General features: G+C 64.6%; 25 protein-coding genes and 1 pseudogene. 10 read left to right on the top strand and 16 right to left on the bottom strand.

Going from position 1 to position 24,123, the window contains the following annotated elements; genetic code table 11:
- Positions 1–124: 124 nt before the first annotated feature.
- The 4 genes from ABL838_RS32735 to ABL838_RS32720 all read right to left on the bottom strand — a co-directional run bounded on the left by ABL838_RS32735 (position 125) and on the right by ABL838_RS32720 (position 3,175).
- Positions 125–778 (bottom strand): hypothetical protein, encoded by a 654-nt coding sequence (locus ABL838_RS32735; protein ID WP_418126502.1) that lies wholly within the window; start codon positions 776–778, stop codon positions 125–127.
- The gene (locus tag ABL838_RS32730) at positions 768–1,019 is read right to left on the bottom strand and encodes a hypothetical protein (RefSeq protein WP_184642408.1); all 252 of its coding nucleotides are present in this window, start codon (positions 1,017–1,019) and stop codon (positions 768–770) included. Before ABL838_RS32730 ends, ABL838_RS32735 begins: the two co-directional genes overlap by 11 nt.
- 330 nt (positions 1,020–1,349) lie before the next feature.
- Positions 1,350–2,366 (bottom strand): TRAP transporter substrate-binding protein, encoded by a 1,017-nt coding sequence (locus ABL838_RS32725; protein ID WP_418126500.1) that lies wholly within the window; start codon positions 2,364–2,366, stop codon positions 1,350–1,352.
- A gap of 26 nt (positions 2,367–2,392) precedes the next feature.
- Entirely contained in the window at positions 2,393–3,175 is a 783-nt protein-coding gene (locus tag ABL838_RS32720; RefSeq protein ID WP_418126498.1) for an IclR family transcriptional regulator, read from the bottom strand.
- Between the two features lie 152 nt (positions 3,176–3,327).
- Here ABL838_RS32720 and ABL838_RS32715 point away from each other — a divergent pair, with 152 nt between their 5' ends.
- Genes ABL838_RS32715 through ABL838_RS32695 form a run of 5 tightly spaced genes read left to right on the top strand, consistent with a single transcriptional unit; the run spans position 3,328 to position 8,082 of the window.
- On the top strand, positions 3,328–4,329 hold the full coding sequence (locus ABL838_RS32715; protein ID WP_418126496.1) for a TRAP transporter substrate-binding protein: 1,002 nt from the start codon (positions 3,328–3,330) through the stop codon (positions 4,327–4,329).
- Between the two features lie 20 nt (positions 4,330–4,349).
- Positions 4,350–4,805 carry a type II 3-dehydroquinate dehydratase gene (locus tag ABL838_RS32710; protein WP_418126494.1) on the top strand — a complete coding sequence of 152 codons (456 nt, stop codon included), beginning with the start codon at positions 4,350–4,352 and terminating at the stop codon, positions 4,803–4,805.
- On the top strand, positions 4,802–5,365 hold the full coding sequence (locus tag ABL838_RS32705; RefSeq protein WP_418126492.1) for a TRAP transporter small permease: 564 nt from the start codon (positions 4,802–4,804) through the stop codon (positions 5,363–5,365). The genes ABL838_RS32710 and ABL838_RS32705 overlap by 4 nt, the downstream gene beginning before the upstream one ends.
- Positions 5,362–6,642 carry a TRAP transporter large permease gene (locus ABL838_RS32700; protein WP_418126490.1) on the top strand — a complete coding sequence of 427 codons (1,281 nt, stop codon included), beginning with the start codon at positions 5,362–5,364 and terminating at the stop codon, positions 6,640–6,642. Before ABL838_RS32705 ends, ABL838_RS32700 begins: the two co-directional genes overlap by 4 nt.
- Before the next feature lie 3 nt (positions 6,643–6,645).
- Positions 6,646–8,082, top strand: a complete 1,437-nt coding sequence (locus ABL838_RS32695; RefSeq protein ID WP_418126488.1) for an ELWxxDGT repeat protein — start codon at positions 6,646–6,648, stop codon at positions 8,080–8,082.
- Here the strand turns inward: ABL838_RS32695 and ABL838_RS32690 are convergent.
- The 11 genes from ABL838_RS32690 to ABL838_RS32640 all read right to left on the bottom strand — a co-directional run bounded on the left by ABL838_RS32690 (position 8,063) and on the right by ABL838_RS32640 (position 18,467).
- The gene (locus ABL838_RS32690; protein ID WP_418126486.1) at positions 8,063–9,046 is read right to left on the bottom strand and encodes an alpha/beta fold hydrolase; all 984 of its coding nucleotides are present in this window, start codon (positions 9,044–9,046) and stop codon (positions 8,063–8,065) included. The genes ABL838_RS32695 and ABL838_RS32690 overlap by 20 nt on opposite strands.
- A gap of 12 nt (positions 9,047–9,058) precedes the next feature.
- Positions 9,059–10,243, bottom strand: coding sequence for a pyrroloquinoline quinone biosynthesis protein PqqE (pqqE, locus tag ABL838_RS32685; protein WP_418126484.1), 1,185 nt, complete (start codon positions 10,241–10,243; stop codon positions 9,059–9,061).
- On the bottom strand, positions 10,221–10,490 hold the full coding sequence (pqqD, locus tag ABL838_RS32680; RefSeq protein WP_418126482.1) for a pyrroloquinoline quinone biosynthesis peptide chaperone PqqD: 270 nt from the start codon (positions 10,488–10,490) through the stop codon (positions 10,221–10,223). Before pqqD ends, pqqE begins: the two co-directional genes overlap by 23 nt.
- On the bottom strand, positions 10,487–11,215 hold the full coding sequence (gene pqqC, locus ABL838_RS32675) for a pyrroloquinoline-quinone synthase PqqC (protein WP_418126542.1): 729 nt from the start codon (positions 11,213–11,215) through the stop codon (positions 10,487–10,489). The genes pqqD and pqqC overlap by 4 nt, the downstream gene beginning before the upstream one ends.
- Before the next feature lie 30 nt (positions 11,216–11,245).
- A complete protein-coding gene (gene pqqB, locus ABL838_RS32670; RefSeq protein ID WP_418126480.1) occupies positions 11,246–12,166 on the bottom strand; it encodes a pyrroloquinoline quinone biosynthesis protein PqqB in 921 nt (306 codons plus the stop codon).
- Positions 12,167–12,220: 54 nt separating this feature from the next.
- Positions 12,221–12,295, bottom strand: coding sequence for a pyrroloquinoline quinone precursor peptide PqqA (gene pqqA, locus ABL838_RS32665; protein ID WP_080898329.1), 75 nt, complete (start codon positions 12,293–12,295; stop codon positions 12,221–12,223).
- A 39-nt stretch (positions 12,296–12,334) separates the two neighbouring features.
- On the bottom strand, positions 12,335–14,557 hold the full coding sequence (locus ABL838_RS32660) for a PQQ-binding-like beta-propeller repeat protein (protein ID WP_418126478.1): 2,223 nt from the start codon (positions 14,555–14,557) through the stop codon (positions 12,335–12,337).
- A gap of 106 nt (positions 14,558–14,663) precedes the next feature.
- Entirely contained in the window at positions 14,664–15,725 is a 1,062-nt protein-coding gene (locus ABL838_RS32655; RefSeq protein ID WP_369662581.1) for a ThuA domain-containing protein, read from the bottom strand.
- 932 nt (positions 15,726–16,657) lie between these two features.
- Positions 16,658–17,455, bottom strand: a complete 798-nt coding sequence (locus ABL838_RS32650; protein WP_418126476.1) for an ImmA/IrrE family metallo-endopeptidase — start codon at positions 17,453–17,455, stop codon at positions 16,658–16,660.
- A gap of 5 nt (positions 17,456–17,460) precedes the next feature.
- Positions 17,461–17,865 (bottom strand): hypothetical protein, encoded by a 405-nt coding sequence (locus tag ABL838_RS32645; RefSeq protein ID WP_418126474.1) that lies wholly within the window; start codon positions 17,863–17,865, stop codon positions 17,461–17,463.
- Positions 17,862–18,467 carry a hypothetical protein gene (locus ABL838_RS32640; RefSeq protein ID WP_418126472.1) on the bottom strand — a complete coding sequence of 202 codons (606 nt, stop codon included), beginning with the start codon at positions 18,465–18,467 and terminating at the stop codon, positions 17,862–17,864. Before ABL838_RS32640 ends, ABL838_RS32645 begins: the two co-directional genes overlap by 4 nt.
- A 300-nt stretch (positions 18,468–18,767) precedes the next feature.
- Between ABL838_RS32640 and ABL838_RS32635 the strand changes: the two genes are divergently transcribed.
- From ABL838_RS32635 to ABL838_RS32615, 5 genes are all read left to right on the top strand, one after another.
- Positions 18,768–19,028 (top strand): hypothetical protein, encoded by a 261-nt coding sequence (locus tag ABL838_RS32635; protein WP_418126470.1) that lies wholly within the window; start codon positions 18,768–18,770, stop codon positions 19,026–19,028.
- A 5-nt stretch (positions 19,029–19,033) separates the two neighbouring features.
- Positions 19,034–19,417 carry an E2/UBC family protein gene (locus ABL838_RS32630; RefSeq protein ID WP_418126468.1) on the top strand — a complete coding sequence of 128 codons (384 nt, stop codon included), beginning with the start codon at positions 19,034–19,036 and terminating at the stop codon, positions 19,415–19,417.
- Positions 19,414–20,742 (top strand): HesA/MoeB/ThiF family protein, encoded by a 1,329-nt coding sequence (locus tag ABL838_RS32625; protein WP_418126466.1) that lies wholly within the window; start codon positions 19,414–19,416, stop codon positions 20,740–20,742. The genes ABL838_RS32630 and ABL838_RS32625 overlap by 4 nt, the downstream gene beginning before the upstream one ends.
- Positions 20,743–20,843: 101 nt before the next feature.
- Positions 20,844–22,253: a phosphotransferase gene (locus tag ABL838_RS32620; protein WP_418126465.1), complete on the top strand. Its 1,410-nt coding sequence runs from the start codon at positions 20,844–20,846 to the stop codon at positions 22,251–22,253.
- On the top strand, positions 22,250–22,771 hold the full coding sequence (locus tag ABL838_RS32615) for a DUF6527 family protein (RefSeq protein ID WP_418126463.1): 522 nt from the start codon (positions 22,250–22,252) through the stop codon (positions 22,769–22,771). Before ABL838_RS32620 ends, ABL838_RS32615 begins: the two co-directional genes overlap by 4 nt.
- Before the next feature lie 13 nt (positions 22,772–22,784).
- On the opposite strand, the pseudogene ABL838_RS32610 reads toward ABL838_RS32615, so the two are convergent.
- Positions 22,785–24,106 (bottom strand): annotated as a pseudogene (locus ABL838_RS32610) (IS3 family transposase); the annotation flags it as partial.
- Between the last annotated feature and the right edge of the window lie 17 nt (positions 24,107–24,123).

The following is a 24,123-nucleotide window of genomic DNA, read 5'->3' as shown; positions in this document are numbered from 1 at the left end:
GGATCCCGATTCCGGCCCCGGTTTGGGAGAGCGAGACACGATAGTGCTCGCTGACATTCCTGGACTTGTTCCGCATCGGCCCCGCAACGCGTTGCGCTTTTCCTGCTGGAAATAGCCGATGGCCTCAGTCGTGAATGGGCCGAAAGTAGCCCTTGATCTTGGTCTTATCACGAACAGCGATCTGGATGTGGCTTCGGTTGTCGAAACCTGCCATGCTTTCGAGAGGACCTTTTCCCCCATAGGCGGGACCACCCTCTCTAAACGCCGCCCGGACTGTATCGTAGGGCTGCAGCGGCGGCACTTCCCTTCCACGAGACACGTGGAGAAACTCGATCACCGCTCGATCCAGGCTTCGCCGAAACCCGCCATAGCCAGTGTTCTTCGGTACTTCAATCTGAGCGGTTTCCATCGCCTTCAGCATCACCCTGTGCGACACCTTCACCTCTTCGATGCTGTTGCGCGAAAGCAGGTTCAGACAATGGCCAAGCTCTATGACGGCGCCGATAACGAAGGGCTTGGTGATCTTTCCCTTGGTAATGTTTGGCTTGCTCATGCCAGCAATTGCCCACTCCATGGCTCGGAGGGGATCGTTCTCCCAGAAGTAGATGCCTCCACCCAGCCAGTCGTACTCGTTGGCACTTGTCTCAAGGTGGGGCACCTTGCCCTTGAGAACAGCTTCGCCTACAGATTTGTCACAGCCGTGGAATCCCAGCACCATGCTGGGCAGGCGCTGGTAATTGCTGTAGCCGGGGATGTCAGGCGGCTTTCTAGCCGCCATATACCTTCTTCAGGCGTCCAGTCGGCGTCGCGATCCCAGCGAGTTGCAGAAGTTCGAGCGCTTTCACCGGGGATTGCGTCACCGCCTTCTCAAGGCGGCGAACAGACTCGGCCATCTCGGGATCAGCCAAAGTGACGGGACGGCCCGTCTTTGCCACCACTCGAACCCAATCGGTACCATGATCCGAAACACGGCCACCGCGTGCTGGCGCACTGCGAATTTGAGCGTTTGGCTTGGTCATTTTGATTCTGATGAGTTAACGAAGCACTTTTCGGTGCATCGAAATTAATGACGCAATTTTGCCGGATTAGGTATTCCCATACCAGCGGAAAAAGTATCGCCTTGAGAAACTTTTTATATAAATTGAAGCTCAAAGTATTTCACATGCGAACTTTTCACCCCCCGCGGCGCGCCGTGCCACGTCGGTCGCTCGGACGCGCATCGGTTTCGAGGACATCAGGGCGTTGATGAACCTGCGGGTGCTCGACACCACTCCATCCACGCCCACCTCCGGATGAAGCAATCGCAGGAAGCAATATCAACTGAGATCACGCATCGGCTGTCGCGTCGGCTACTTGCGCACCTTCGCGATTTCCGCCATCAACTCCTTGACGGTGGCCTCGCCCACGGACGCCGAGTACTTGTCGATCACCGGCTTGACCTTGGCGCGCAGCCTGGCCATCTCCTCGGGCGGCAATTCCGACACGGTCATGCCTGCCGTCTTCAACGCATCGAGCGCGCTGTCGGCCGCGCCGCGCGAGGCCTGGCGCTGGAACACCGTCGCCTCGGCCGAGGCTTCGGTAAGGATCTTCTTCTCCTCGGCACTCATGCCATCCCATGTTTTCTTGCTGACCAGCAGCGCCTGCGGGTTGTAGATGTGCCGGGTCTGGGTGATGTGCTTTTGCACCTCGGCGAACTTGGACGACAGGATGGTGGTGTTCGGATTCTCCTGGCCGTCGACCGCCTTCTGCTCAAGGGCGGAATACAGCTCCGGGAACGGCAGCGGCGTGGCGTTGGCGCCCAGTGCAGCGAACATGTCGATGTAGATCGGCGACTGGATCACGCGGATCTTCAGGCCTGCGATGTCGTCCGCCTTGGTGATCGGCCGCTTGCTGTTGGTGACGTTGCGAAACCCCAGGTCCCAATAGCCCAGGCCATGCAGGCCCTTGTCCTCCAGCTTGGCCATCAGCTTCTGGCCGAAGGGGCCATCGGTGACCGCATCGGCTTCCTTGCCGCTGTTGAACAGGAACGGGAAGTCGTAGGCCGCGAACTCCTTCACCTGCGCCGAGAGGATGCCCGCGTTCAGCACCGTGAGTTCGACCGTGCCGCCCTGCAGCGCCGACACGGTCTGCAGGTCGCCGCCGAGCACGCCCCCCGCGAACAGCTTGACGGCGATCTTGCCGCCCGACTTGGCGGCCACCAGATCGGCGAACTTCTGCGCGCCCTGTGCCTGCGGATGGCCGGTCTGGTTCTGGAACGCGAACTTGAGCGTGCGCTCCTTGACCTGTGCGAGCGCACCTGGCGCGGCAAGGACAGCCGTGGCGGCCACCGCGGCCAGGAACAGCTTGCGAATCGGATCCTTCTTCATGGCGGTTGTCTCCTCGTTGGGGTTGGTCAGGCTCTCTTCTTGAACAGCGCCGAGGCGCCACTGGCGCGTGCGACTTCCTCGGCCGTGCCGAGCAGCGCCGGCCCCAGCGCTTCCATCCGATGCGGCGTCAGCCTGACGGCCGGTCCCGCGATGGTGACCACGCCGATCACCGCGCCGTGGACGGAGAAGACCGGGGCGGCCATGGCGGTCATTCCCGGCGCGAAGACCTCGTTGATCATGCTGAAGCCGCGCTGGCGGGCCGCCTTCACGTAGGCCATCACGGCCTTGAGCGTGGTGGGCGCCTTCGGGCCGAAGTCCTCGGGCTTGCCCAGCCCTTTCTTGGCCACCAGGGCCATCGCATCGTCCTCGCTCATCGTCGAGAGCCAGGCATGCCCCGCGGCGCTGCACGACAGCATCACCGACAGGCCCATGTCCGGGTCATAGCGCAGCCCGTGCGTGGCCCCTTGCGCCTTGGCCACGAAAGTCAGGTCTTCGCCGTCGACCACCGCCAGGCGCACCAGTTCGCCCGAGGCGGCGGCGAGCTGGTCCAGCAGCGGCTGGGCCACGTCCACGATGCCCGAATTGCTCAGGAACGACAGGCCGACGGAAACGAGCTTGATGGTCAGCACATAGTGGCCATCGATCGCGTTCTGCCGTACGTAGCCACACCGAATCAGCTCCGTGAGCAGTCGGTGCGATGCGCTCAGGGGGATCTTCAATTCACTGGCCACGGTGGACAGCGCAACACCCTGCGGGTGTTCCGCCAGGTATTCCAACACTTTGAAGCTGCGTCCCAGCATCTCGCTCATTTGATGTCTCCCGGTTCAATCGCGGCCAGCCGCCTGTCTCGACGGCATCACTCTATCAGATCGCGGGAAGGGATTTCCATAATGGAAAGATTTTCCGGAAAACCCAGAATCGCCGCAATCCGTCCTTTCTGCCTTCCTTTTGGAGACCTTCCGTGAAACTTCTTCGTACGCTTGCCGTCGCCGGCCTGTGCATCGGCCTTGTCGCCCCGAGCTGGGCCCAACAGGAACGGGTGATCCGCTTCGGCCATCTCAACAATGCGGACCATCCGGTGAGCTTCGGCGTGAAGCGCTTCGCCGAACTGCTCGCGGCCAAGAGCGGCGGCAAGATGAAGGTGCAGGAGTTCCCGGCCTCCCAGCTCGGCAACGAGATGCAGCAGCAGTCCGCGCTGCAAGGCGGCGTCCAGCAGATGTCGGCGCCGGCCACCACGTCGCTCGCGGGCATCGTCAAGGAGTTCGGCCTGGTCGACTTCCCCTTCTCCGTGAGCAGCTTCGCCCAGGCCGACGCCCTGCTCGACGGTCCGCTGGGCCAGGCACTCATCGCCAAGCTGCCCGACAAAGGCCTCGTGGCCCTCGGCTACTGGGACCTGGGGTTTCGCAACGTCACCAACAGCAAGCGTCCCATCGGCAGGCCCGAGGACCTCGAAGGCCTGAAGATCCGCGTCATTCCCAACCCCGTGTTCCTGGAGACCTTCAAGGCCTTCAAGGCCAACCCCGTGCCGATGCCGTTCGCGGAACTCTACGGCGCGCTCGAAGCCAAGGCGGTCGACGGCCAGGAGAATCCGTATTCGGTGATCCTGTCGAACAAGTTCTTCGAGGTACAGAAGTTCGTCAGCGCGACGAATCACGTGTATGCCGCCAACATCGTGCTGGTCAGCAAGAAGTTCTGGGACTCGCTGTCCCCCGCCGAGCAGAAGATGATGCACGAGACCGCCGACGAGGCGCGCGGCTATCAGCGCCAGGTCAGCCGGGCGGCGGCCCAGAAGGCCGTGGGCGAGTTGCAGGCCAAGGGCGCCCAGTTCAACGAGGTGAGCGCGGCCGAGCAGGTGCGCATGCGCGAGATCGCCAAGCCGGCGATCGACAAGTTCGCGGCCCAGTACGACCCCGCCATCGTCAAGCTCTACAACGACGAGCTCGCCCGCATCCGCAAACAATGACTGCTGCACGCCCCACCTCCATGAAGATCCTCGTCCTCCACGGCCCCAACCTGAACCTGTTCGGACGCCGCGAACCCCACATCTATGGCAAGACCACGCTCGCCGAGATCGATGCGCGGCTGCAGGCGCTGGCTGGCGAACTCGGCGTGACGCTGAAGACCCTCCAGTCGAACCATGAAGGCGACCTGATCGACTTCCTTCACGCGCACATCGACGACGCGCAGGGCGCGCTGGTCAACCCCGCCGGGCTCACGCAGCACGGCGTGCCGCTGCACGACGCGATCAAGGCCATGCCCTTCCCGACCATCGAGGTACACATGTCCAACATCGCCGCGCGCGAAACCTGGCGCGCCCACTCGATCATCTCGCCGGCGGTCAAGGGCACCATCCAGGGCCTGGGGCCCCAGTCGTACCTGGCCGCCCTGCGCGCGCTGGTGGAGATGCACAGGCAGACCGAAGCGCGGGCCGCCGCATGAGCCGCTGGATCGAGCGGTGCTGCCGCGGCATCGAGGCGCTGATCGCGGCCGCGCTCGCGGTGATGGTCGTGCTCGTCTTCGGCAACGTCGTGCTGCGCTACGGCTTCAACTCGGGCATCACCGTGTCCGAAGAGGTGTCTCGCTGGCTCTTCATCTGGATGACCTTCCTGGGCGCCGTGGTGGCCCTGAAGGAGCACGGGCACCTGGGCGTGGACATGGTGGTGCAGAAATTGCCGCCCCTGGGCAAGAAGGTCTGCCTGGCCGTCGGACATGTCGTCATGCTCTACATCGTCTGGCTGCTGTTCCAGGGCAGCGTCGCGCAGGCGCGCATCAACTGGGACGTGACCGCGCCCGTCACCGGCGCGTCGATGGCCATCGTCTATGCCTCGGGCGTGGTCTTCTCGGTGCTCGCCGGCCTGATCCTGGCGCTCGACCTGCTGCGCCTGCTCACCGGGCGCATCGCCGAGAACGACCTCGTGATGGTCCAGGAGTCGGAGGAAGCCGTGCAGCTGCAGCAGATCCTCGGCGCGAAGGACGATGCGCAGGGAGCGCGCCGATGACCATCCTCGTCTTCGTGGGCACCCTGCTGCTGGCCATGGCGATGGGCATTCCCATCGCGTTCTCGCTGCTCGCCAGCGGCGTGGCGCTGATGTGGCACCTCGACCTGTTCGATGCGCAGATCCTTGCGCAGAACGTGATCGGCGGCGCCGACAGCTTCCCATTGCTGGCCGTGCCCTTCTTCATGCTCGCCGGCGAGATCATGAACGTCGGCGGCCTGTCCAAGCGCATCGTCGATTTCGCGCTTGCGCTGATGGGCCATGTGAAGGGGGGCCTGGGCTACGTGACCATCATGGCCGGCTGCCTGCTGTCAGCGCTCTCCGGCTCGGCCGTGGCCGACGCCGCCGCGCTGACCGCGCTGCTGCTGCCGATGATGGTGAGCGCGGGGCACGACAAGGCACGCGCGGGCGGCCTCATCGCGGCCACCGGCGTGATCGGCCCGGTGATCCCCCCGAGCATCGGCCTCGTGATCTTCGGCGTGGCGGCCAACGTGTCGATCTCCAAGCTGTTCCTCGCGGCGATCGTGCCCGGCCTGCTCATCGGGGGTGCCCTGTGGATCACCTGGGCATGGCTGGTGCGGCGCGAGAAGATCGTGCCGCCGCCGCGCAAATCCTCGGCCGAGATCGTTTCGGCCTTCCGCAAGGCGCTGTGGGCGCTCATGCTGCCCGTGATCATCCTCGTGGGCCTGCGCATGGGCGTGTTCACGCCGACCGAAGCGGCCGTGGTGGCTGCCGTCTACGCGCTGTTCGTGTCGACGGTGGTGTACCGGGAAATCACGTGGAAGGATCTCTACGGCATCTTCGTGAGCGCGGCCAAGACCAGCGCCATCGTGATGTTCCTGATCGCCGCGGCCATGGTGAGCGCCTGGCTCATCACGGTGGCCGACCTGCCGTCGAAGGTCGTGGGCCTGCTGCAGCCCTTCATGGGCAATCCGGTCCTGCTGATGGCGGCGATCATGGTGCTCGTCATGGTCGTGGGCACGGCGATGGACATGACGCCGACCATCCTGATCCTCACGCCGGTGCTGATGCCGATCGTCAAGGCCGCGGGGATCGATCCGGTGTACTTCGGGGTGCTGTTCATCATCAACAACTCGATCGGACTGGTCACCCCGCCAGTGGGCACGGTGCTGAACGTGGTGGCCGGCGTCGGCAAGATCTCGATGGACGACGTCACGCGCGGCGTGGTGCCCTTCATGATTGCCGAGTTCGCGATCCTGTTCGCGATGGTCGCATTCCCGCAGCTGGTCATCGCGCCCGCGCGATGGTTCGGAGGCTAGGCGGTGGCGATCTGCGCTTCTTCCGGCCTGCGGCGGCGCGGCCGCATCCTCCTGTGCGTGCTCGCATTCCTGACGCAGTTGCCCGCGGCCGCGCAGGATCCCGAGCGCGAGGGGCTGCCCGAGCAGCGCCAGCCGCTGGCTTTCGTTTCTCCCACGGGTCTGACGCCGCTGCGCGGAAAAATGATCTTCAGCGCCTTCCATGCCGAAAGCGGGCAGGAGCTCTGGGTCACCGACGGCAGCCGCGCGGGCACCGCGATGCTCAAGGACATCCGCCCGGGCTTCCGGGGCGCCTTCCCCGCCGGCCAGACGGCGTTCAAGGGCCATGTCTACACCGCCGCCACCGATGGCGTGCACGGGATCGAGCTCTGGCGCACCGACGGCACCGCCGCGGGCACCGCCCTGGTGATCGACCTCCAGCCGGGCGAGGAAAGCGCGCTGCCGAGCGAGCTGACGGTGTTTCGCGATGCGCTGTACTTCGTGGCCAACGACGGGCGTTCGGGATTCCAGTTGTGGAAGACGTTGGGCAGCGCGCCCACCACGGTGCGCGTGTCCTCGATCGAAGCCGGCCCGCGCGCGCTGGCACGCCAGCTCACGGTGGCCGGCCAACGCCTGTTCTTCACCGCGACCACGCGCGAGCACGGCCACGAACTCTGGGTCAGCGAAGGCACGCCCGAGAGCACGCGCCTGATGAAGGACATCCGGCCCGGCCCCGAGGACGCGGGCATCCAGAACCTGACGGCGGTGGGCGACGAACTCTACTTCACCGCCCACGACGGCCTGCACGGGACCGAGCTGTGGAAGAGCGACGGCACGGCACGCGGCACACACATGGTGAAAGACCTGCGGCCCGGTCCCGGGCCCTCCCGACCGATGCACCTGACGGCCCTCGGCCGCGCCCTGTACTTCGCCGCCGACGACGGGGTGCACGGCCTCGAGCTCTGGAAGAGCGACGGCACCGAGGGCGGGACCACACTGGTGAAGGACATCCGCCCGGGACCCTCCGGCGCCATTGCCAGCCCGATCACGGCCATGGGCGGCCGGCTCTATTTCGCCGCCACTGACGGCACCTCGGGCGCGGAACTCTGGCGCAGCGACGGGACCGCCGCAGGGACCGCCCTGGTCAAGGACATCGCGCCGGGCGCGCAGAACGGATCGCCCGCGCGCTTCTCGGTCGTCGGCTCCCGCCTCTGGTTCTCCGCCAACGGCGGCAGCGCCAGCGGCGTCGAGCCGTGGACCAGCGACGGTACGCCAGCGGGCACCCGCGCCGTGGCAGACATCGCGTCGGGCGCGCGCCATTCCATGCCGCAGAGTTTCCGCCGCCTGGGCAACTCGGTCCTCTTCGTTGCAGACGATGGCAACGGCAACGAACGGCTGTGGGCGCACCGCAAGGACGCCCGGGTGGTCCTGATCGGCGATCCGCTCAGCCAGCGCCTGCGCTGATCCGCAGGCCGGGCGCGGGTTCGCCGGCGCCGCTGAAGGCCTGCGTGACCGCATAGTCGTGCAACGCCCGCGACATGGCTGCGGCGATGGCCGGGTGCGTGGGGTCGTGGCCGGCGCCCGCCGCCCACCGCAGGATGGCGCGCCCCTGCAAGGCATGCGCGAGCGCCCGGGCCCCCTGCGGCGGGCACAGGCGGTCCTGCGTGCCATGCACGATCAGCGTGGGGACCGTGGGCAATGCGACGCAGCGCTCCAGGAGCGCGGGCGCGCGCAGCCAGCACCCGTGCCTCAGGTAGTGAGCCTGCACGCGGTAGCGCGCCACCAGCCGCTGCAGCGTCGCGTCGTCGGGCTGCGGCGCGGGCCTTCCCGTGGCCATGCGTTGTTCCCACCCGAACCAGAGCGCGGCGATCCGGCACTGGCGCTGCGGCGTTCCGTGCGCGAGGACCTGCGCGATCACCTCGGTGATCGGGCATTGCCGCTGCCACGCCTCGTTCCACAACGCGCGCCATTCGGGGTCACCGTGGCGTACCGCCTGCGCGAAAAAACCGTGGATGTCGCCGCCGCGCGCCAGGAACACGTTCCTCAGCAGCAGGCCCGCCACGACGCCGGGCTGGTCCAGCGCATGGGCCAATGCGAGCGTGGCGCCCCAGGAGCCGCCCACCACGAGCCAGCGCTCGATGCGCAGGTGATCGCGCAGGCGCCGCAGGTCGTCAAGCAGATCGGCGAGCGTGTTGGCCGTGATCGTGCCTGCCGGCGTGCTGCGCCCCGATCCTCGCTGGTCGGGACAGATGATGCGGTAGCGCCGCGCATCGAAGTCGCGCCGCAACACCGGCGAGCCGCCCGAGCCCGGTCCGCCGTGGAGCACGAGCGCCGGCAGGCCCGCCGGATCGCCATGCTCCTCGACATGCATGACATGTCCGCCGTCCAGCGGCAGCCGGTGAACGATCGGACGAGGACCCTGCGTCACACGCGGGTCCGCTCAGCCCTGCGCCCGTGCATTGGCGTCCGTGCGAAAGACCAGTTCGCCCGACCGCCTGGCGCCCGGCACGAAGCGAAGCGGCGCGCCGCCGTTGTCGCGCACGTCCGCCGCGGCCGCGGCCGCGACCATGGCCTCGACCTGCGCGTGGCGCGGACTCTTCGGGCAGACCGGGTCGGTCGAGGCCGCATCGCCGGTCAGCAGAAAGGCCTGGCAGCGGCAGCCGCCATGGTCCTTGTCCCGGTCGTCGCAGCTTGCGCAGGTGCTGCTCATCCAGCCAGTGCCGCGGTAGGCACCGAAGGCCGGACTGTCGTGCCAGATGCTGCGAATGGCGTGCTCGCGAATGTTGGGGAACTCCAGCCCGGGCAGCATCCGCGCACTGTGGCACGGCAGGGCCACGCCGTCGGGCGCCACCACCAGGAACACGCTGCCCCAGCCGGCCATGCAGGGTTTGGGCTTTCCCTCGGCATAGTCGGGCACCACCCAGAGGATCTTCATGCGTCCCGCCAGGCGCGGCCGGTGCGCCTCGACCACCGCTTCGGCGCCCGCCAGCGCTGAGCGCGAAGGCATCAGCATCTCGCGGTTGCGCCATGCCCAGCCGTAGTACTGCACGTTGGCCAGCTCCAGGAAATCCGCCCCCATGGACTCGGCCATCTCGATGATGCGCCCGACATGCGGCAGGTTGTAGCGGTGCATCACGCAGTTCAGCACCATCGGATAGCCCAAGTCCTTGATCGTGCGGGCCACGCGCTGCTTCAGGTCGAAGGTGCGCGTGGAGCTCAGGAAGTCGTTCAGCTCGCGGCTGGAATCCTGGAACGACAGCTGGATGTGATCGAGGCCGGCCTTCTTCAGCGCCTGGGCGCGCTGCGGCACGAGGCCCACGCCCGAGGTGATCAGGTTGGTGTAGAAGCCGAGCTCGTGCGCGGCGGCGACGAGCTCCTCGAGGTCCTCGCGCACCAGCGGCTCGCCACCCGAGAATCCCAGCTGGACGGCCCCCATGGCGCGCGCCTCGCGGAATACGCGAATCCATTCATCCGTGTCGAGTTCGTTGCCATAGCGCGTGTAGTCCACGGGGTTCGAACAGAAGGCGCAGTGCAGCGGGCAGCGATAGGTCAGCTCCGCGAGCAGCCACAGCGGCGGCTTCACAGCGGCCGCACGGGCGCGCTCAGCGGATCCAGTGGCGTCCACGGGCCTGCTCCAGGAATTCGAGCACGTCGGCACGCAGATCGGGTTCGCCGAAGGTGCTTTCCAGGTCGGCCACGAGCGCCGCGACCGAGGTCTTGCCGTCGCAGCGCTTCAGGATCTCCGCCGCCGGCTGGTTCAGCCTGATCATGCCCTCGGGGAACAGCAGCACATGGCACTGCTGCGCCTCTTCCCATTGCATCCTGTACATCGTGCCGAGTTCCGGCTGCGCGCTGTCGGTCCATGCGCTCATGGCTGCTGCTCTTTCGCAAGGTCGTCGGGATAGGCCTTCTCGATCGCGTCGAGCATGGCCCAGAGGATGTCGAGCTTGAAGCCCAGGATCTGCAGGGCACGGGCCTGTCGTTCGCGCGTCGTGCACCACTGCATCGCCACCTCCAGGCCGTGCTCGACATCGCGGTCGGCCAGCGGGATGCGGCTGCGGAAATAGTCCAGGCCCGAGGTGTCGATCCACGGATAGTGCGTGGGCCAGCCCGCGAGCCGGTCCTTGTGGATGCGCGGCGCGAACATCTCCGTCAGCGAGGAGATCACGGCCTCCTGCCAGGGCGCCGTGCGCGCGAAGTTGACGTACGCATCCACGGCGAAGCGCACGCCCGGCAGGACGAGCGCGTGCGACTCCAGCACATCGCGGCGCAGGCCGGTCGCGAGGCCCAGGCGGGTCCATATCTCGATGCCACCGGCATGGGCGCCTTCGTGGTCGCCGTGCCCGTCGTGGTCGAGCATCCTCACCACCCAGCGCCTGCGCGTCGCGCGATCGTCGCAGTTGGAGAGGATCGCTGCGTCCTTCACGGGAATGCGGCACTGGTAGTAGAACCGGTTCGCCACCCAGCCCCGGACCTGGAAGGGTTGCAGTTCGCCGGCGTTGAGCCGCCGGTTGAACGGATGGTGGCTGTGGTAGCGCGACTCCATCGCGCGCAGCTGCGATTCGAAGATCTGCGGCGGCCAGGGCTCCTGCTGCATCTGCTGCCGTTGTTGCTGGTGCGTCACGCGTCAGATCTCCAGTTCCATGCCATCGAAAGCCACCTCGATGCCGCGGCGCACGAGCTCGGCGCGTTCCGGCCCGTCTTCGTCGAGGATCGGGTTGCTGTTGTTGATGTGGATGAGCACTTTCCTGCGCGCGGCGCAGGCGTCCAGCGCCCCCAGCATGCCCGGGCCGTGCGGCCCGTCGCATTGCGGCAGGTGGCCCATGTCGGCGGCGTGCTTCTTGCCGAGGCCCGCCGCGACCATCTCGTCCTCGCTCCAGAAGGTGCCGTCGACCAGCACGGTGTCGCAGCCGTCGAGGCACCGGCGCTCGGCCTCGCCCACGCGTGCGAGGCCCGGTGCATAGAACAGGCGCCTGCCACTGGCCGGGTCTTCGATCATCACGGCCGCGTTGTCGCTTCGCGCCTCGGCCTGCCGGCGCGGCGAGTAAGGGGGTGCCTTGCCGGGAACCGGCACGGCCTGCAGGCGCAGGCCGGCGATCTCGTGCCACGCGCCGCCGCCGGGCGCGAGCGGCATCGGGTGCCAGTCCACGCCGCTGTAGCTTTCGAGCGCCTTCAACAACGGCAGGCTGCCGGTGAGGTCTTCATGCGATTCAGGCGTGCAGTAGAGCTGCAGCCGCGATCCCTCGCGCAGGCTCAGAAGCCCCGCGACATGGTCGATCTGCGAATCCATCAGCACCACGGCCTCGATCGCGGAGTCGCGCAGGCCATGGCGAGGCCACAGCGCCGGCGAGGCGCGCAGCTGTGCGCCGATGTCGGGCGAGGCGTTCAGCAGCACCCAGCGTTCGCCATCGGCCGACACGGCAATCGAACTCTGCGTGCGAGCAAGGGCCCGGATCCGCCCGGTTCGCTGGCCGGCGCACAGGCGGCAGTTGCAATTCCATTGAGGGAAGCCACCGCCCGCTCCCGAACCAAGAACCAGAATCTTCATGGGCACAAGAAAAAGACGGCACCGGCGCGAAGCCGGTGCCGTCGGGGGCCGCGCTCAGCGCGCGGAGATGTACATCGTGATCTCGAAGCCGAAACGCAGTTCTTCGAACTCAGGCTTGCACCATTTCATCGCATTGCTCCTTCAGTGGTTGAGGGTTAGGAAACGGAATCAGTACACGACGATCTTGCCCGTCGGGCGCGGGCTATGGCAGTCGTTGTAGAAGTATTCGCCCGGCATGTCAAAGGTGTGGATCGCGGACTGGCCCGGAGCCAGCCTGAAGTCGAACCGGCCTTCGAAGAACTGCGTGGCGCAATGCGTGTTCGCATTGGTCCCCGGATTGGTGAAGGTCACGGTGGTGTTCGCCGGCACGCGCATGAAGGTCGGCGTCATGGCATTCACGGCCGTCGATTCGGTGGCGCCCGGCTCGTTCGCGGCAGTCTGCACGCGCGCCAGGAACACCGTGTACGGCGTCGGCAATGCCGCGCCTTCCACAGCCGCCCCCGACACCGGCCGGCGCACGACGGGCGGCACCGGCGTGGGCGCGGGCGCGACGGAGCCGCCGACCTTGAAGGCCCACAGACGGTCGCCGCGCGGTGCCGAATCGCCGTACGGGATGCCCGTGCCGCCCGAGAACACCGCGATGTACTGCTCGCCATCGATCTCGTAGGAGACCGGGCTGGCACTGATCGCCGCGCCGGTCTGGAAGCGCCACAGCTCGCTGCCGTCCTGCGCATCCAGGGCCAGCAGGTTGCCGTCGGGCTGTCCGATGAACAACAAGTCGGTGGCCGTGCTCAGGATGCCGTTGCCGTGCGCCAGCGAATACGGCATCTGCTTCTTCCACTTCACGAGGTTGGTGCTCGGATCGACCGCCACGACCGCACCGGTCATGTAGGTGCCCGGCGGACGCAGGCCGTTGCTCGATTCGGTGAGCGAGTGCGCCGCCGACACGTAGCCCATGCCCGTGTAGACCAGGCCCGTGCGCTGGCTGAAGGACTGGTGGTTCCAGTTGGCACCGCCGCCGTGTCCCGGAATGGAGAGGATCGGCACGTCCCAGTGCGCGTCGTAGAGGCAGCCCTTCACGTAGTTCGGGACCGCGCGGTTGGGATCGCCGGGGATCGTCGTGCCCAGCGGCTGGTCCACGATGCAGGTCTCGGTCCAGGCGCCCTGGCGCGGGAAGGGCTGGGTCGGCCAGCTGGCCTGGCGGGCGTCCTGCTTCACCGGCACCTCGTCGATGCCCAGCGGCGCGCTGCCATCCTTGCGATCGAGGATGTAGTACATGCCCGTCTTGCTGCCGTAGATCACGACCTTGCGGTCTTTCCCGTCGATCTTGACGTCGGCGAGCACGGGAGACATCACGTTGTCCATGTCCCAGATGTCGTGGTGCACGGACTGGAAGTGCCACTTGTATTCGCCGGTCTTGAGGTCCAGCGCGACGATCGAATTGGCGAACAGATTCAGGCCCGGACGCGTGGAGCCGTTCTGCGACGAACCGCCGCGCACGTTGCCGAAGGTCCAGTAGACCAGGCCCAGTTCGGGATCCACCGCGGGATGGATCCACGGGGTCGCACCGGTGCGGTCGGATTCGGCGGCGCCGCCCCAGGTGTCGTAGCCGATCTCGCCGGCGCGCGGGACTCCCCAGAACGAGGTCAGCACCTTGCCCGTCAACGCATCGGCGGAGAACGCCGCACCGCGGTTGCCGTCGTTGGTGCCAAGGTAGAGCCGCTTGTCGTGATAGACGAGCGCCACTTTCTGCAACGCGCCCTGGTAGTCGGGGTCGGTGCTGCTGCTCGGGTACTGCTTGATCCAGGCGATGGCGCCCGTGTCCGTCCTGAGTGCTACCAGGCGGTTGCCGGTGGCGACGGTGAACACCAGGCCCAGGTCCTTCGCGACCGCCACCCCGCGGCGGGTGATGGCCCCGTAGGGCGTGGTCCATTTCCACTTCGTGAGGCCGGTCTTGCCGTCCACCGCGATCACGTTGCCCAGCGCGGACTCGATGTAGAGCACGCCGTCGACCGCCACCGTCGTGCTCTGGTTAGTGCCGGTGGTCATGCCGCCCTCGATCTGGTTGACCCAGGCGCCGCCCAGCTGGCCGACGAGGCCCTTGTTGATCTTGCGCAGGCTGGAGTAGTTCTGGTTGCCCAGGTTGCCGCCCACCTTGGGGAAGTCCTTGTCGCCGGCCGTGCAGCACTCGGACAGGTTGGCCGCGGGCGCGGCGGCCGCCGGCGGCGATGCCGGTGGCGGCGCGCTCGATGCCGGCGGTGGCGCGGGGGCCGGGCTGATGGGCACCACCGGCGCGCCGCCGCCGCTCGAACCGCCACACGCGCCGAGCAACAAGGGGGATGCGAGCACGCCACAGGAAACCAGCAGCGTGACCAATGATCTTTGTTTCATGGATGTCTCTACCTGGTGAAGTTGGGAAACGGATGTGCGCGAGGCCGCACGCACCACAGGCAGGGCGCGGTGCGCGAAGCTGGCCTGGCAGCCAATTGCTCGATCGTTATTCGGTGCAGAAGGGCGTGAGGCCCATGGCCGACTTGACGCCCTGGACCACGAGCTTCTGGAATTCGATGGCCCCCACGCCCGACAGGTCCGCAGTGAACGAGTGGGCGTTGTGCCCGAGGGTCGTGAGCCATGCGCGGCCACCGTCGTAGTACTGGCACCAGGCGACCGGATGGAAGTCCGCATGGCCCGGATGCGGCGCCGCGGTCAGCGGCTTCAGCGTCGAGGTGTCGACCTTGGCCAGGAACTTCACCTTCGTGGGGAAGGGCATGAGGTTGTACCACTCGTCCTGGAAGGAAAAACGCTTGGGCACATCCTTCGTCGACGGGTCGTCCGAGACGATCTCGACATCACCGGCACGGTTCGGCCCATGGTTGTAGAAGTTCGCGTTGCCGAGCAGGCCTTCGTAGTAGGGCCAGTTGTATTCCGCACCGAACGCGTTGTGCAGGCCGACGAAGCCGCCGCCGCGGCGCATGTAGTTGCGCAGTGCGGTGCGCGCGGCGTCCTGGCTCGTGCTGACCGCGCCGTTCCACAGCGTGTCACGGTTCGAGCTCGCGAAGATGATCGCCTTGTAGTTGTTGATGCGGCTGCTGAGGACCGCCACGTCTTCGGTCCAGTCGACCGTGATGCCTTCGGCCGACAGCATGCGCACCAAGCCGGCCTGCATCACGTTGTCCGGGTTCATCACCGGGTTCAGGCCAGCGCCCATCGGCGTGCCCAGCACGGCATGACGCGGCCCCGCCGTGCGCGAATAGACCAGCACCCGGTCCGGCGTCGAAGCAAAGGCGCCCCAGTCGTTGTAGCACTTGGGATTCGTTCCCCTGCAGACGTTGTAGTAGGTGTCGAAGCTGTCGTCGGGGGCTTCGGCCACCGGGTCCGTGGGCTGGACCGGTGTTTCTCCCGCGGGCTCGGTCGGGTTGCTCGGTGCTGTCGGCGACACGGGAAGTGCCGTGAGCGGCACCCCTCCCCCGCCTCCGCTTCCTCCTCCGCATGCAGTCACGGCCAGCGTCACGGCCGCCGCCAAGGCGAGCCGGAGAGTCAATGATTTGGCAAGTTCCAAGGGAGTCTCCTCGTTCTGATCGATGGCGCAGAGTGCGAGCGCTCTGCCGATGCCGGCCGGCCGTGTCCGCTGCGGCGGGGCTGACCGGAGGCGATCATAAGAATTTTATGGAAAATATTTCCATAATGGAAATCCCTTCCTATTTCAGACGGATGAAGCCACTCCCCCGCTTTGAACAAGTAATGGACGCCGGCCGAAAGCCGAGCCGGTTGCGATCAACGACCGGATGTATCTGGTTCGGACCAGTCCCCAGGGAGCCACACGTCCCCTGGCGCATTTATGAAAACTTCACCCCAACGCAAGGCCCAAATCGCTCAACGGCTCGCGGCAATCAAGGCCGCGTGCCGATGACTGGGCGTCGGGGTGCCCTCGTCACCGAACGTCCCGAGACCTTCTTCGATATCCCTGTGCTTGGGATTCACGGTCACACGCATCAGCAGTTCGACTATCAGGTTCGGTCTTGCCGGGTGGTGTGCAACCCCCAGGGCTACGTGAACTGGAGCGGCAGGATTGAGAACAAAACATTCGATGCCGGCTTGGTAAGCGGCGTTTGAGTTGCAACGTCCACCAGCGATTTGAGGTCGCACAGATGCCTCGATCACTAGAGTTGCACGGTTGGGCTCGAAGAGCGCCCCATCTCCATCCGGCAGAACATGTCGCTGACCTAAATCATGGCGCTGACCAACTGCCAGAGCGTGGCCAGTTTGGGGGGCTACTTCCGCTCCGAAGCCAGTCTCGCCAGCGGCATCGCCCGGCTTTTCGACGATAACGCTGACTGAGCTCGGCCATACACAGATCGCTCATGCACCCGATTCTCCTTGCCGGTGCCCAGGAGGAGCACGCCATCACGTCCAGTACGAACAAGAGAACTTCGTGGTCGGGCCTCGCCGAAGTTTCTCCCCAAGCACTGCACCTCTCCGTCTCCTGGAGGTCTATTCGCGATAACGCCAGGCTCGCTTGGCGGACATGCGCTCTTCGAGCAATTCCTCGTCCGTCAGATGGAGCAAGGTGTAAACACCCTCGGAAAATCTGATCGAATGTTCTTGGACTTCAAATCGATCCTCGGTAATCGATTCGAACCATAGTTCCGCGGGCATCTTTCCTTGGTTCTTCGTAGTCGCTGCTCCAGCTAGTAGCAAATCGCTGGCATAGCTGTCGCTTTCAACCTGCCGCTTGAGCCATAAATGCTCAGGGACACGGCGAGAGCGTGCGGACCACCATCTGCCATCGCCAACGCCGTTGAAAATCAGGACGACTGGTTCTCCGGACAACTCCGCGAAGCGTATGGCAGCGGCCGGAAAGCTGACCTTGAACGCTGCCCCCAGGTCGCTTATGAGTGCCAGCGACACCCCGCTCTTGCGAGCCTTGATGGCTTCCTTGAACATGTCGCGAGGCATCATGAGTGACGAAGCGTAGTCGTCGGCTTCTCGCTCCTTACTTTTCTCGACCTTATCCAGAGCCCTTTCCTCGACTCGGCACGAGAAGCTCTGGCCGTGGTGCTGCTCCCAGTGCCCGATCTCGTGCGCGATCGAAAAGCGTCGACGCTCCGGGGATATACCGGTTGTCACCGTAACGATCCCTCGATTTCCAACGCCCACCAAGCTGGCTTCGCAGCCAGTCATCGCTCGATCACGCACTTGCAAGCCCGCTTCGAAGGCGATCACCTCAAGATCGATGTCGTCAGGGCTGTCGACGTAGCAACGCGCCAGGAGATCTTCAGGTCGTCGCATGGTTGTTACCGATTCAATTCCTCGATCTGCCAATACAAGTCCAAGACCTCCTCTTCGCTCATATTCTTAGGATCACGGTTACGTGCGGCCAGCGTCAGGCGCCCGTCGTTGGCCGCCTGCATCTGTGCAATCCGCTGGCGCGCAAGCTCCACCGATACAGTCTGATCGCGCGGAGCCATGGCCCGGTCACGCGCAGAAACCATCCGTTCGCGTAGCTGCGCACGGTGCAGGGCCCGCGCTTGGGCAATGCCGTCTTCAATGGCCTTCTTGCCCTTCTGTGCTGCCGTGGCAGGGTCGAGACCCAGTTCCTTGAGCTCTGCGTCGATTTCGCTCTCGCTCATCGCCATCAGGTCTTCAAATGCGGCTTGCCAGACGTTGGAAAGCTGCTTCCGTGCGTCAGGCTTTGTCATTCATCTCTCCTGTAGCTGGCCAACCGGCGAGCGATTAAGCGCTGCACGGAGGCGAGTTGGGCTTGGTCCAGGCCGGAAGCCTCCGCCAATGCGGCACCTTTGAAACCTTCGGACCGGCCAATCACGACCAATTGGGCATCCTCTCGGTCAGCGAACAAGCTCAATATGGCATCCATTTCCTGTTTGAAGACCAGTTCCCGTTCGGGGCTGGCTGCCTGTGCATTTTCGGGGATGGTAATGACCTCGAGTGGGTCCTGCGTTTTCCCATCGTCATCCATTCCAATCAAGTCCTCGACACTGATCTCGGGCTTTCGGGCACGCCGCTTGTGCCAGCTTGAAGCAATGCTGCGCATGATGCCGAACACGTTCACGTCGATAGGCACCTTACGGCTCAACGTGCGCCGCCCCGCGAGGATTCGCACGACTGTCTCGCGCAGCAATTCCTCTGGATCAACAGGCAAGCCCTTGAGCAAGCTCGCCGCCCAAAGCAGCCATCGCTTCTGATCAGCGTTACTGGCCATGTTGCCGTCGATCCACTGCTGGAAATCTTCGGCCGTCCATTCGCCCTGCGCATTCATCGCATCTTTGTTGTTCCCAGTCACACCAATTGCTCCTTCCGGCGCTGATCTCGGACATCTCCCGCGGCCGCCATCCGTCGACCACGACAGCAGCATAGGACACGTGGATCACAACCGCGTCCCCCATTCGAGGGATGGGATGGGGCTGCCTCAAGGCAGCGGCCTTGGAGCATTTCCTGGGAATGGGAAGGCGCTCATCCGGGGAGGAATCGAAGTTCTTCTGAGCGATGTCACAAAAAGGTTCGCACCGGAGCATTTGAAGGTATGGGGCACGGATTTCCCTGATACCGACCGCCCCTCAACCACCCAGAAAGGGTTTACCCTATGAATGAGAAGCACGATCCCAAGCCGAAGACTTACAAGTTCTTCGTGGGCAACGAAAAGTTCGAAACCGACCAGCCCGCCTTGACGGGCGCACAAATCAAGGCCTACGTGGCCAACGTGCCCCCCGGAACCAAGTTGTCACTGGAAGGTCATGGCAACGATCCCGACCAGATCATCGCCGACGACCAGCTGGTTTCACTGGACGAGCAGCGTGGTGGCCCGCGCCGCTTCACCCTGGTGCCGCCCGCCAACTTCGGTTGATGCACATGGGGCCGATCGACATCCACCTGGACCGCTTGCGCCAGCGCGAGCCTCAAATGCTGGTGCGCCAATTGCCGGACGGCAGCCAGTTGGTCTCGATTCCGCAAGTCCCGCTACCTGCGGGCTGGAACAAGCCGCACACAACCGTGCACCTGTTGGCGCCGCAAGGTTATCCCTTTGCCCAGCCAGACTGCTTCTGGGCCGATGCTGACCTGCGTCTCAGTTCGGGCGACGTGCCGCAGAACTCTGGCTTGGGCACACCGATCCCCCATTTCCCCGGCGAGCCGGCCCTCTGGTTCTCCTGGCACCTGCAGGTATGGAATGCGGCACGCGACGACCTGATGACCTGGCTGTCGGTAATCCGCCAACGATTGGCGCAGCCCGTATGAAGCAGGTCGCATTTCCTTGGGAGGCACTCGCCCAGTTGCATGCTGCCGCTCAGACGCAGGTGGTCGAGACTTGTGCTGTCGGTTTCGTGCACACGGCCGGTGGGTCGGTTGACCGGCCACGCTACACGGTACAGGGCTTGCTGCTGGCGCCTGAGAACGCTTACCTGGAGCGCCGTGCCGGACGTGCGTCGCTGACTCCAGAGTTCATGCTCGAAACCGCGAATCGCGCGCGAACCATTGGGGCGGGCGTCATCTTGTTGCACACGCATCCCGGCGCGAGGCCGCTAGAGGGGTTCTCGCAAGTGGATGACGCCGGCGAGGCTGCGCTGGTCAGCTATTTCAAGGCCCGAATTCCGGACCGCGAACACTTCGCGGCCGTCGTCACGGGTACGCGAGTACACCTGCGCGAATTGGGCGGCGGCATCGCGGCTTCCGCCCTGGCCGTTGGCCCCGCCGTGCGCGTCTATTCGGGCGCTGAGGGCTTCGAGGCGGATGATCGTTATGACCGGCAGATCCGTGCCTTCGGAGCCGAAGGACAGGCCGCGCTGAGCCAACTGACCGTCGCGGTGATCGGCCTCGGTGGGACGGGCTCAATCGTCGTGCAGCAGCTAGCCCATCTCGGAGTAGGGCGTTTCGTGTTGATGGACCATGACGTGGTCGACGTCACGAACCTGAATCGCTTGCTTGGAGCCACGCCAAAGGATATCGGCCTACCCAAGGTGCACGTTGCGGAGCGCGCGATCACGACGATCAATCCTTCCGCTATATGTGAGCCCCACGTCGGCGACATCACTTGCAGCGCGCTGGCGGCGAGATTAGCCGAGGTCGACTTCATCTTCGGCTGCACCGATTCGATGGCCAGCCGAGCGGTCCTCAACCAACTCGCCTACCAATACCTGATCCCCGTGATCGACATGGGTGTGGCCATCCGGGTCGAGGCCGATCGGTTGGCATCCGTCACTGGGCGTGCACAAATGCTGGCGCCAGGCTTGGGCTGCTTGGTCTGCGCCGACGGCATCGACGGCCAGCAGGTGCGCTGGGAGATGATGACTCCGGCACAGCGCAGGGCTGATCCCTATTTCGAGAACGCATCCGTTCCGCAACCTGCCGTGATGCCACTGAACGGCATGGTCACGTCGGCGGCAGTCGCCATGTTCCTGTCCGCACTGACCTCCTATCCCGGCAAGGCGCGACTATTGCACTATGACGGCATGCGCGGTTCGATACGGCCACAGCTGCTGTCACCGCGGCCGCACTGTATCGTGTGTTCGGCGGAAGGAGCACTTGCACGAGGCGACAGTTGGACACTGCCGGTACGCACATGATGCTTCACCGGCCTGAGCGTGCCAAAGTTCTGTGGCTGGGAGCGGCGCCGCAGCCGCCCCACCGCGCCGAGCACGCGCATCGGGGGCTGGCGTTGTGCGAAGTGGAACTTGAAGACTTCCGGTGTCGGGCTCTTGACCTGGCGCATTCTCGTGGGCTCGTGCTGTGCGCCATGCCGCCCAAGGTGTCGGCCGTGACGGCCGTGCTCGAATGTGTGGCCCACGCCCTCAACCATGGCCTGTATGTGGTCGTCATGCTGGCCGACAGCCTAGCCCACGGCTTCGTACAGGAAAAGATCGAGAAACTCCTCCCCAAGGGGCCGGCTCGCGACCGAGTGCAATACCGCATTGGCGCGACGCCTCCAGAGATAGCAGAGATTTTTGCACGCCACGATCCCGGGCCAGCAATCAATCAGGGACTCCTTATCCACAGGCCGGATGGTTTCTTGCTGACAGAAGCGCAGACGTTTCTGCTACAGCGCGCGTTCGCCGACTGCGATTCGGTGGCCTTGAGCCCGCTAACAGGCGGCCGTTCCGCAATGACAGTGCTGGTGCAGGCAACGCTGTCGAACTCTATGGCAGGCCCGCACCCTCTTCCGTTCTTTGCCAAGCTCGATCGTGCTACGTACATCGTCACTGAACGCGAGTGCTACGAGCGCTACGCAGACAGTCATATCGCCTGGCATCTGCGGCCCAATCTGCAGCCGAGACGCTGCATCGTGGGTACCGATCTTGGCATCCTCGTCGGTAGCTTCGTCACCCGATCCGAATCGCTTTGGGCGCTGATCCTGGAGGGCCGGGCCGGGCGCGCCATTGCCAACTTGTTCGAGGAAACCCTTTCAGGCTGGCGGGCCCCCGAGGCAGCGTTGCAGAGTGAAGTTGGCTCGATCGCGCCAGCGCTGTGCAAGGTGTTCGTCTATCAGAATGTGCGCAAGCGCTACTTGCAGGCCGCAGCCTGTCTCGGATTCGTGCGAGAGCCGCAAGCTGTCTGGGAGTCCTTCCTGAATCTGCCGACGCGGATCTGGCCAAAGGCTCCTGTGCATGGCGACATGCACGCAGACAACGCACGGGTGCGTGGAGAAGACACGATCATTATCGATCTAGCGAGAGTGGTCCTAGGGCCGCCCAGCGCGGACCCGGCGTGCATGGAGGTATGGATTGCCTTCCAGTTGCCGCCGTCCCAGTACGGCGTTGACGAAGGCCAATGGCTAGCAACGGTCAAGGAGCTCTTCGCCGTGCACCACGTGCTTACACCGCCAGCCGCTCCGCCGGACAGTTCGCTGCCGTGGTTGCGCGACGCGGTGCTGCAAACCAGGCACGTGGCGCTGGCCAGCAGCCCAAGCGTTGACTACGCCATCACGCTCGCACTGTATCTGCTGCGTCGCGCAATGTTCGAGCCGGACGCAGACGCACCGCAAGCCGACTCGACACGCCGCACCTGGGCTTGGATTCTCGGATGCCAATTGCTCGAGGGAGTCCAAGCCCTGTGCCTTGAATATCGTGAGGCCGCATGAAACAACGCGCCACATTATTGAACTTCCGCGGGCTCGTAGAACACCGGCACGATGCCGACGAGCAACTGGCCGCGCCCGGGAACGCCGTTCTGGTTCGCCGTGGCGTGGATCGTTCACTGGCTCTGCGATGCCCGGACGATTGCGGTGAAACGCTGACGATCAACCTGGACCGTCGAACCGGGCCAGCGTGGCGTGTATATATGGAGGGCCAATCGGTCAGCCTGTACCCATCTGTGTGGCGCCACACGGGTTGCAAGAGTCATTTCATCATCTGGCGATCGCGGATCTACTGGTGCGATTGGGATGATCCTTTCCTTCGGACAGGCGAAGACTTCGAGCAGCGAGTCTTGGAGGCGCTCACCGCGAACTGGCAACCTTACGCGACAGTGGCTGAGCATTTGTCTGCTGTGCCATGGGCAGTTTTGTCGGCCAGCTTGACGCTTCAGGCACGTGGCTTGGTGCAACGCGGCGGCGGAGACAACCAGCATTGCTTCCGCCTAGTTCACCAAGTGCCATAACGGAAGGGAACGCCTTATCCTTCAAAGAGCGTGCGAGGTTTGCATCGCTCGTCCTCGACAACCAGCCCGGCCAGCGGTAGTGACCTCCTCGGTCGGGGTGGACCAAGGGCCGATCGGCTGTGTTCGCCACCGTCTCGATGGCAGCATCCAGCATCGTGTTGACCAACTCAGCGTCCGGAGAGGTCCCAATGGTCCAGCTGACGACCATTCCATCGAAGCACTCGATCATGGGCGAGAGGTACACCTTGCCAGCCGGGATCTGGAACTCCGTGATGTCCGTGAGCCATTTCTCGTTGGGGACCGCGGCTTGGAAGTCGCGGTTGACGAGGTTCTCAGGCGCTGGACTGATCTCGCCCAGGTATGACGCATACCTGGGCTTCCTGGGCTTCGGAACAACCAGGCTTTCCTGCTTCATCAGCCGCTGCAACACCTTCTCGGAGATCGCCACGTCCTGCCGCTCAGGGATGCCTGCAGCCTGCGGTAGCCATAGCAGCGGTGGTTTGATTCGAAGATCTCGGTGATCGATTGACGTACCTCCAGGTACTTGTCGCCCACCGCTGAACGGGCCCGATGATAGAAGTACGAACTACGCGCAAGATCCAACTGTGCAAGGAGCTCTGGCAGGCCATAGTGCTCCCTGAGGGCGTCAATCAGCAGTGTCTTTCCCGGTTGGACAGGAGCTGCAGGTCGACGCGCCCAGGCCTTTTTTAACAGTTCGTTGGCCTTGTTCAAGAGATCCTGCTCAAGCAGTTGCCTGACTTCGCGGCGCAGGGACTCAACCTGGCGCTCGAGCTCGTCGCGCTCTTGAGATGGCGGCGATGGATTGGTGCGTTTCATGGATGCGGGTGCCTCACGTCCCAGAAGTTGGTTCTTCCCGTTGCACAGCGTTGGCCGGCACACGCCGAACTTGTCGGCTACAGCCTGGGCACTTTCCTCGCGCGTGCAAAGCTCCATGACTCCCGCTTGCCTCAGCTTCCCGGAGTACCTTCTTCGGCCCACGCTGCCAACGGCGGCCCTTCTGGCCTCAGGAGCGGCCTCGCGCACCCAAGCGGTCAGTGTCCCTCTTCCGGGGTAGCCCAATGCCCTCATGGTGGCAGCAATGCAGCGGTCGTGGGCGAGGTAGTGATCGATCGCTGCGTCTTTCTGTTCCTGCGAGAACTTGGGTCTGCGGCCCGCATAGGCCGCTGGCAAGTCGAGCTTCTGTTGGTATTCGTTGTACCAGCCCTTCAGAGAATTCTTTGTTGGATAACCGAGCTGGCGGATGGTGGGCCGCAGGCGTTTACCCAGCTTGATGTAGAGCTCAACGGCTCGAATCCGAGCTTCGTATGAATACATGAACTACCTTTTGGTAA

Origin of the sequence: Variovorax sp. 160MFSha2.1 (assembly GCF_048305075.1) — a bacterium.
In the GTDB taxonomy this organism is placed as follows: Bacteria; Pseudomonadota; Gammaproteobacteria; order Burkholderiales; family Burkholderiaceae_C; genus Variovorax; species Variovorax guangxiensis.
Note: the sequence above shows the minus strand (reverse complement) of the source record. Positions and strands in the feature narration are given on the sequence as shown.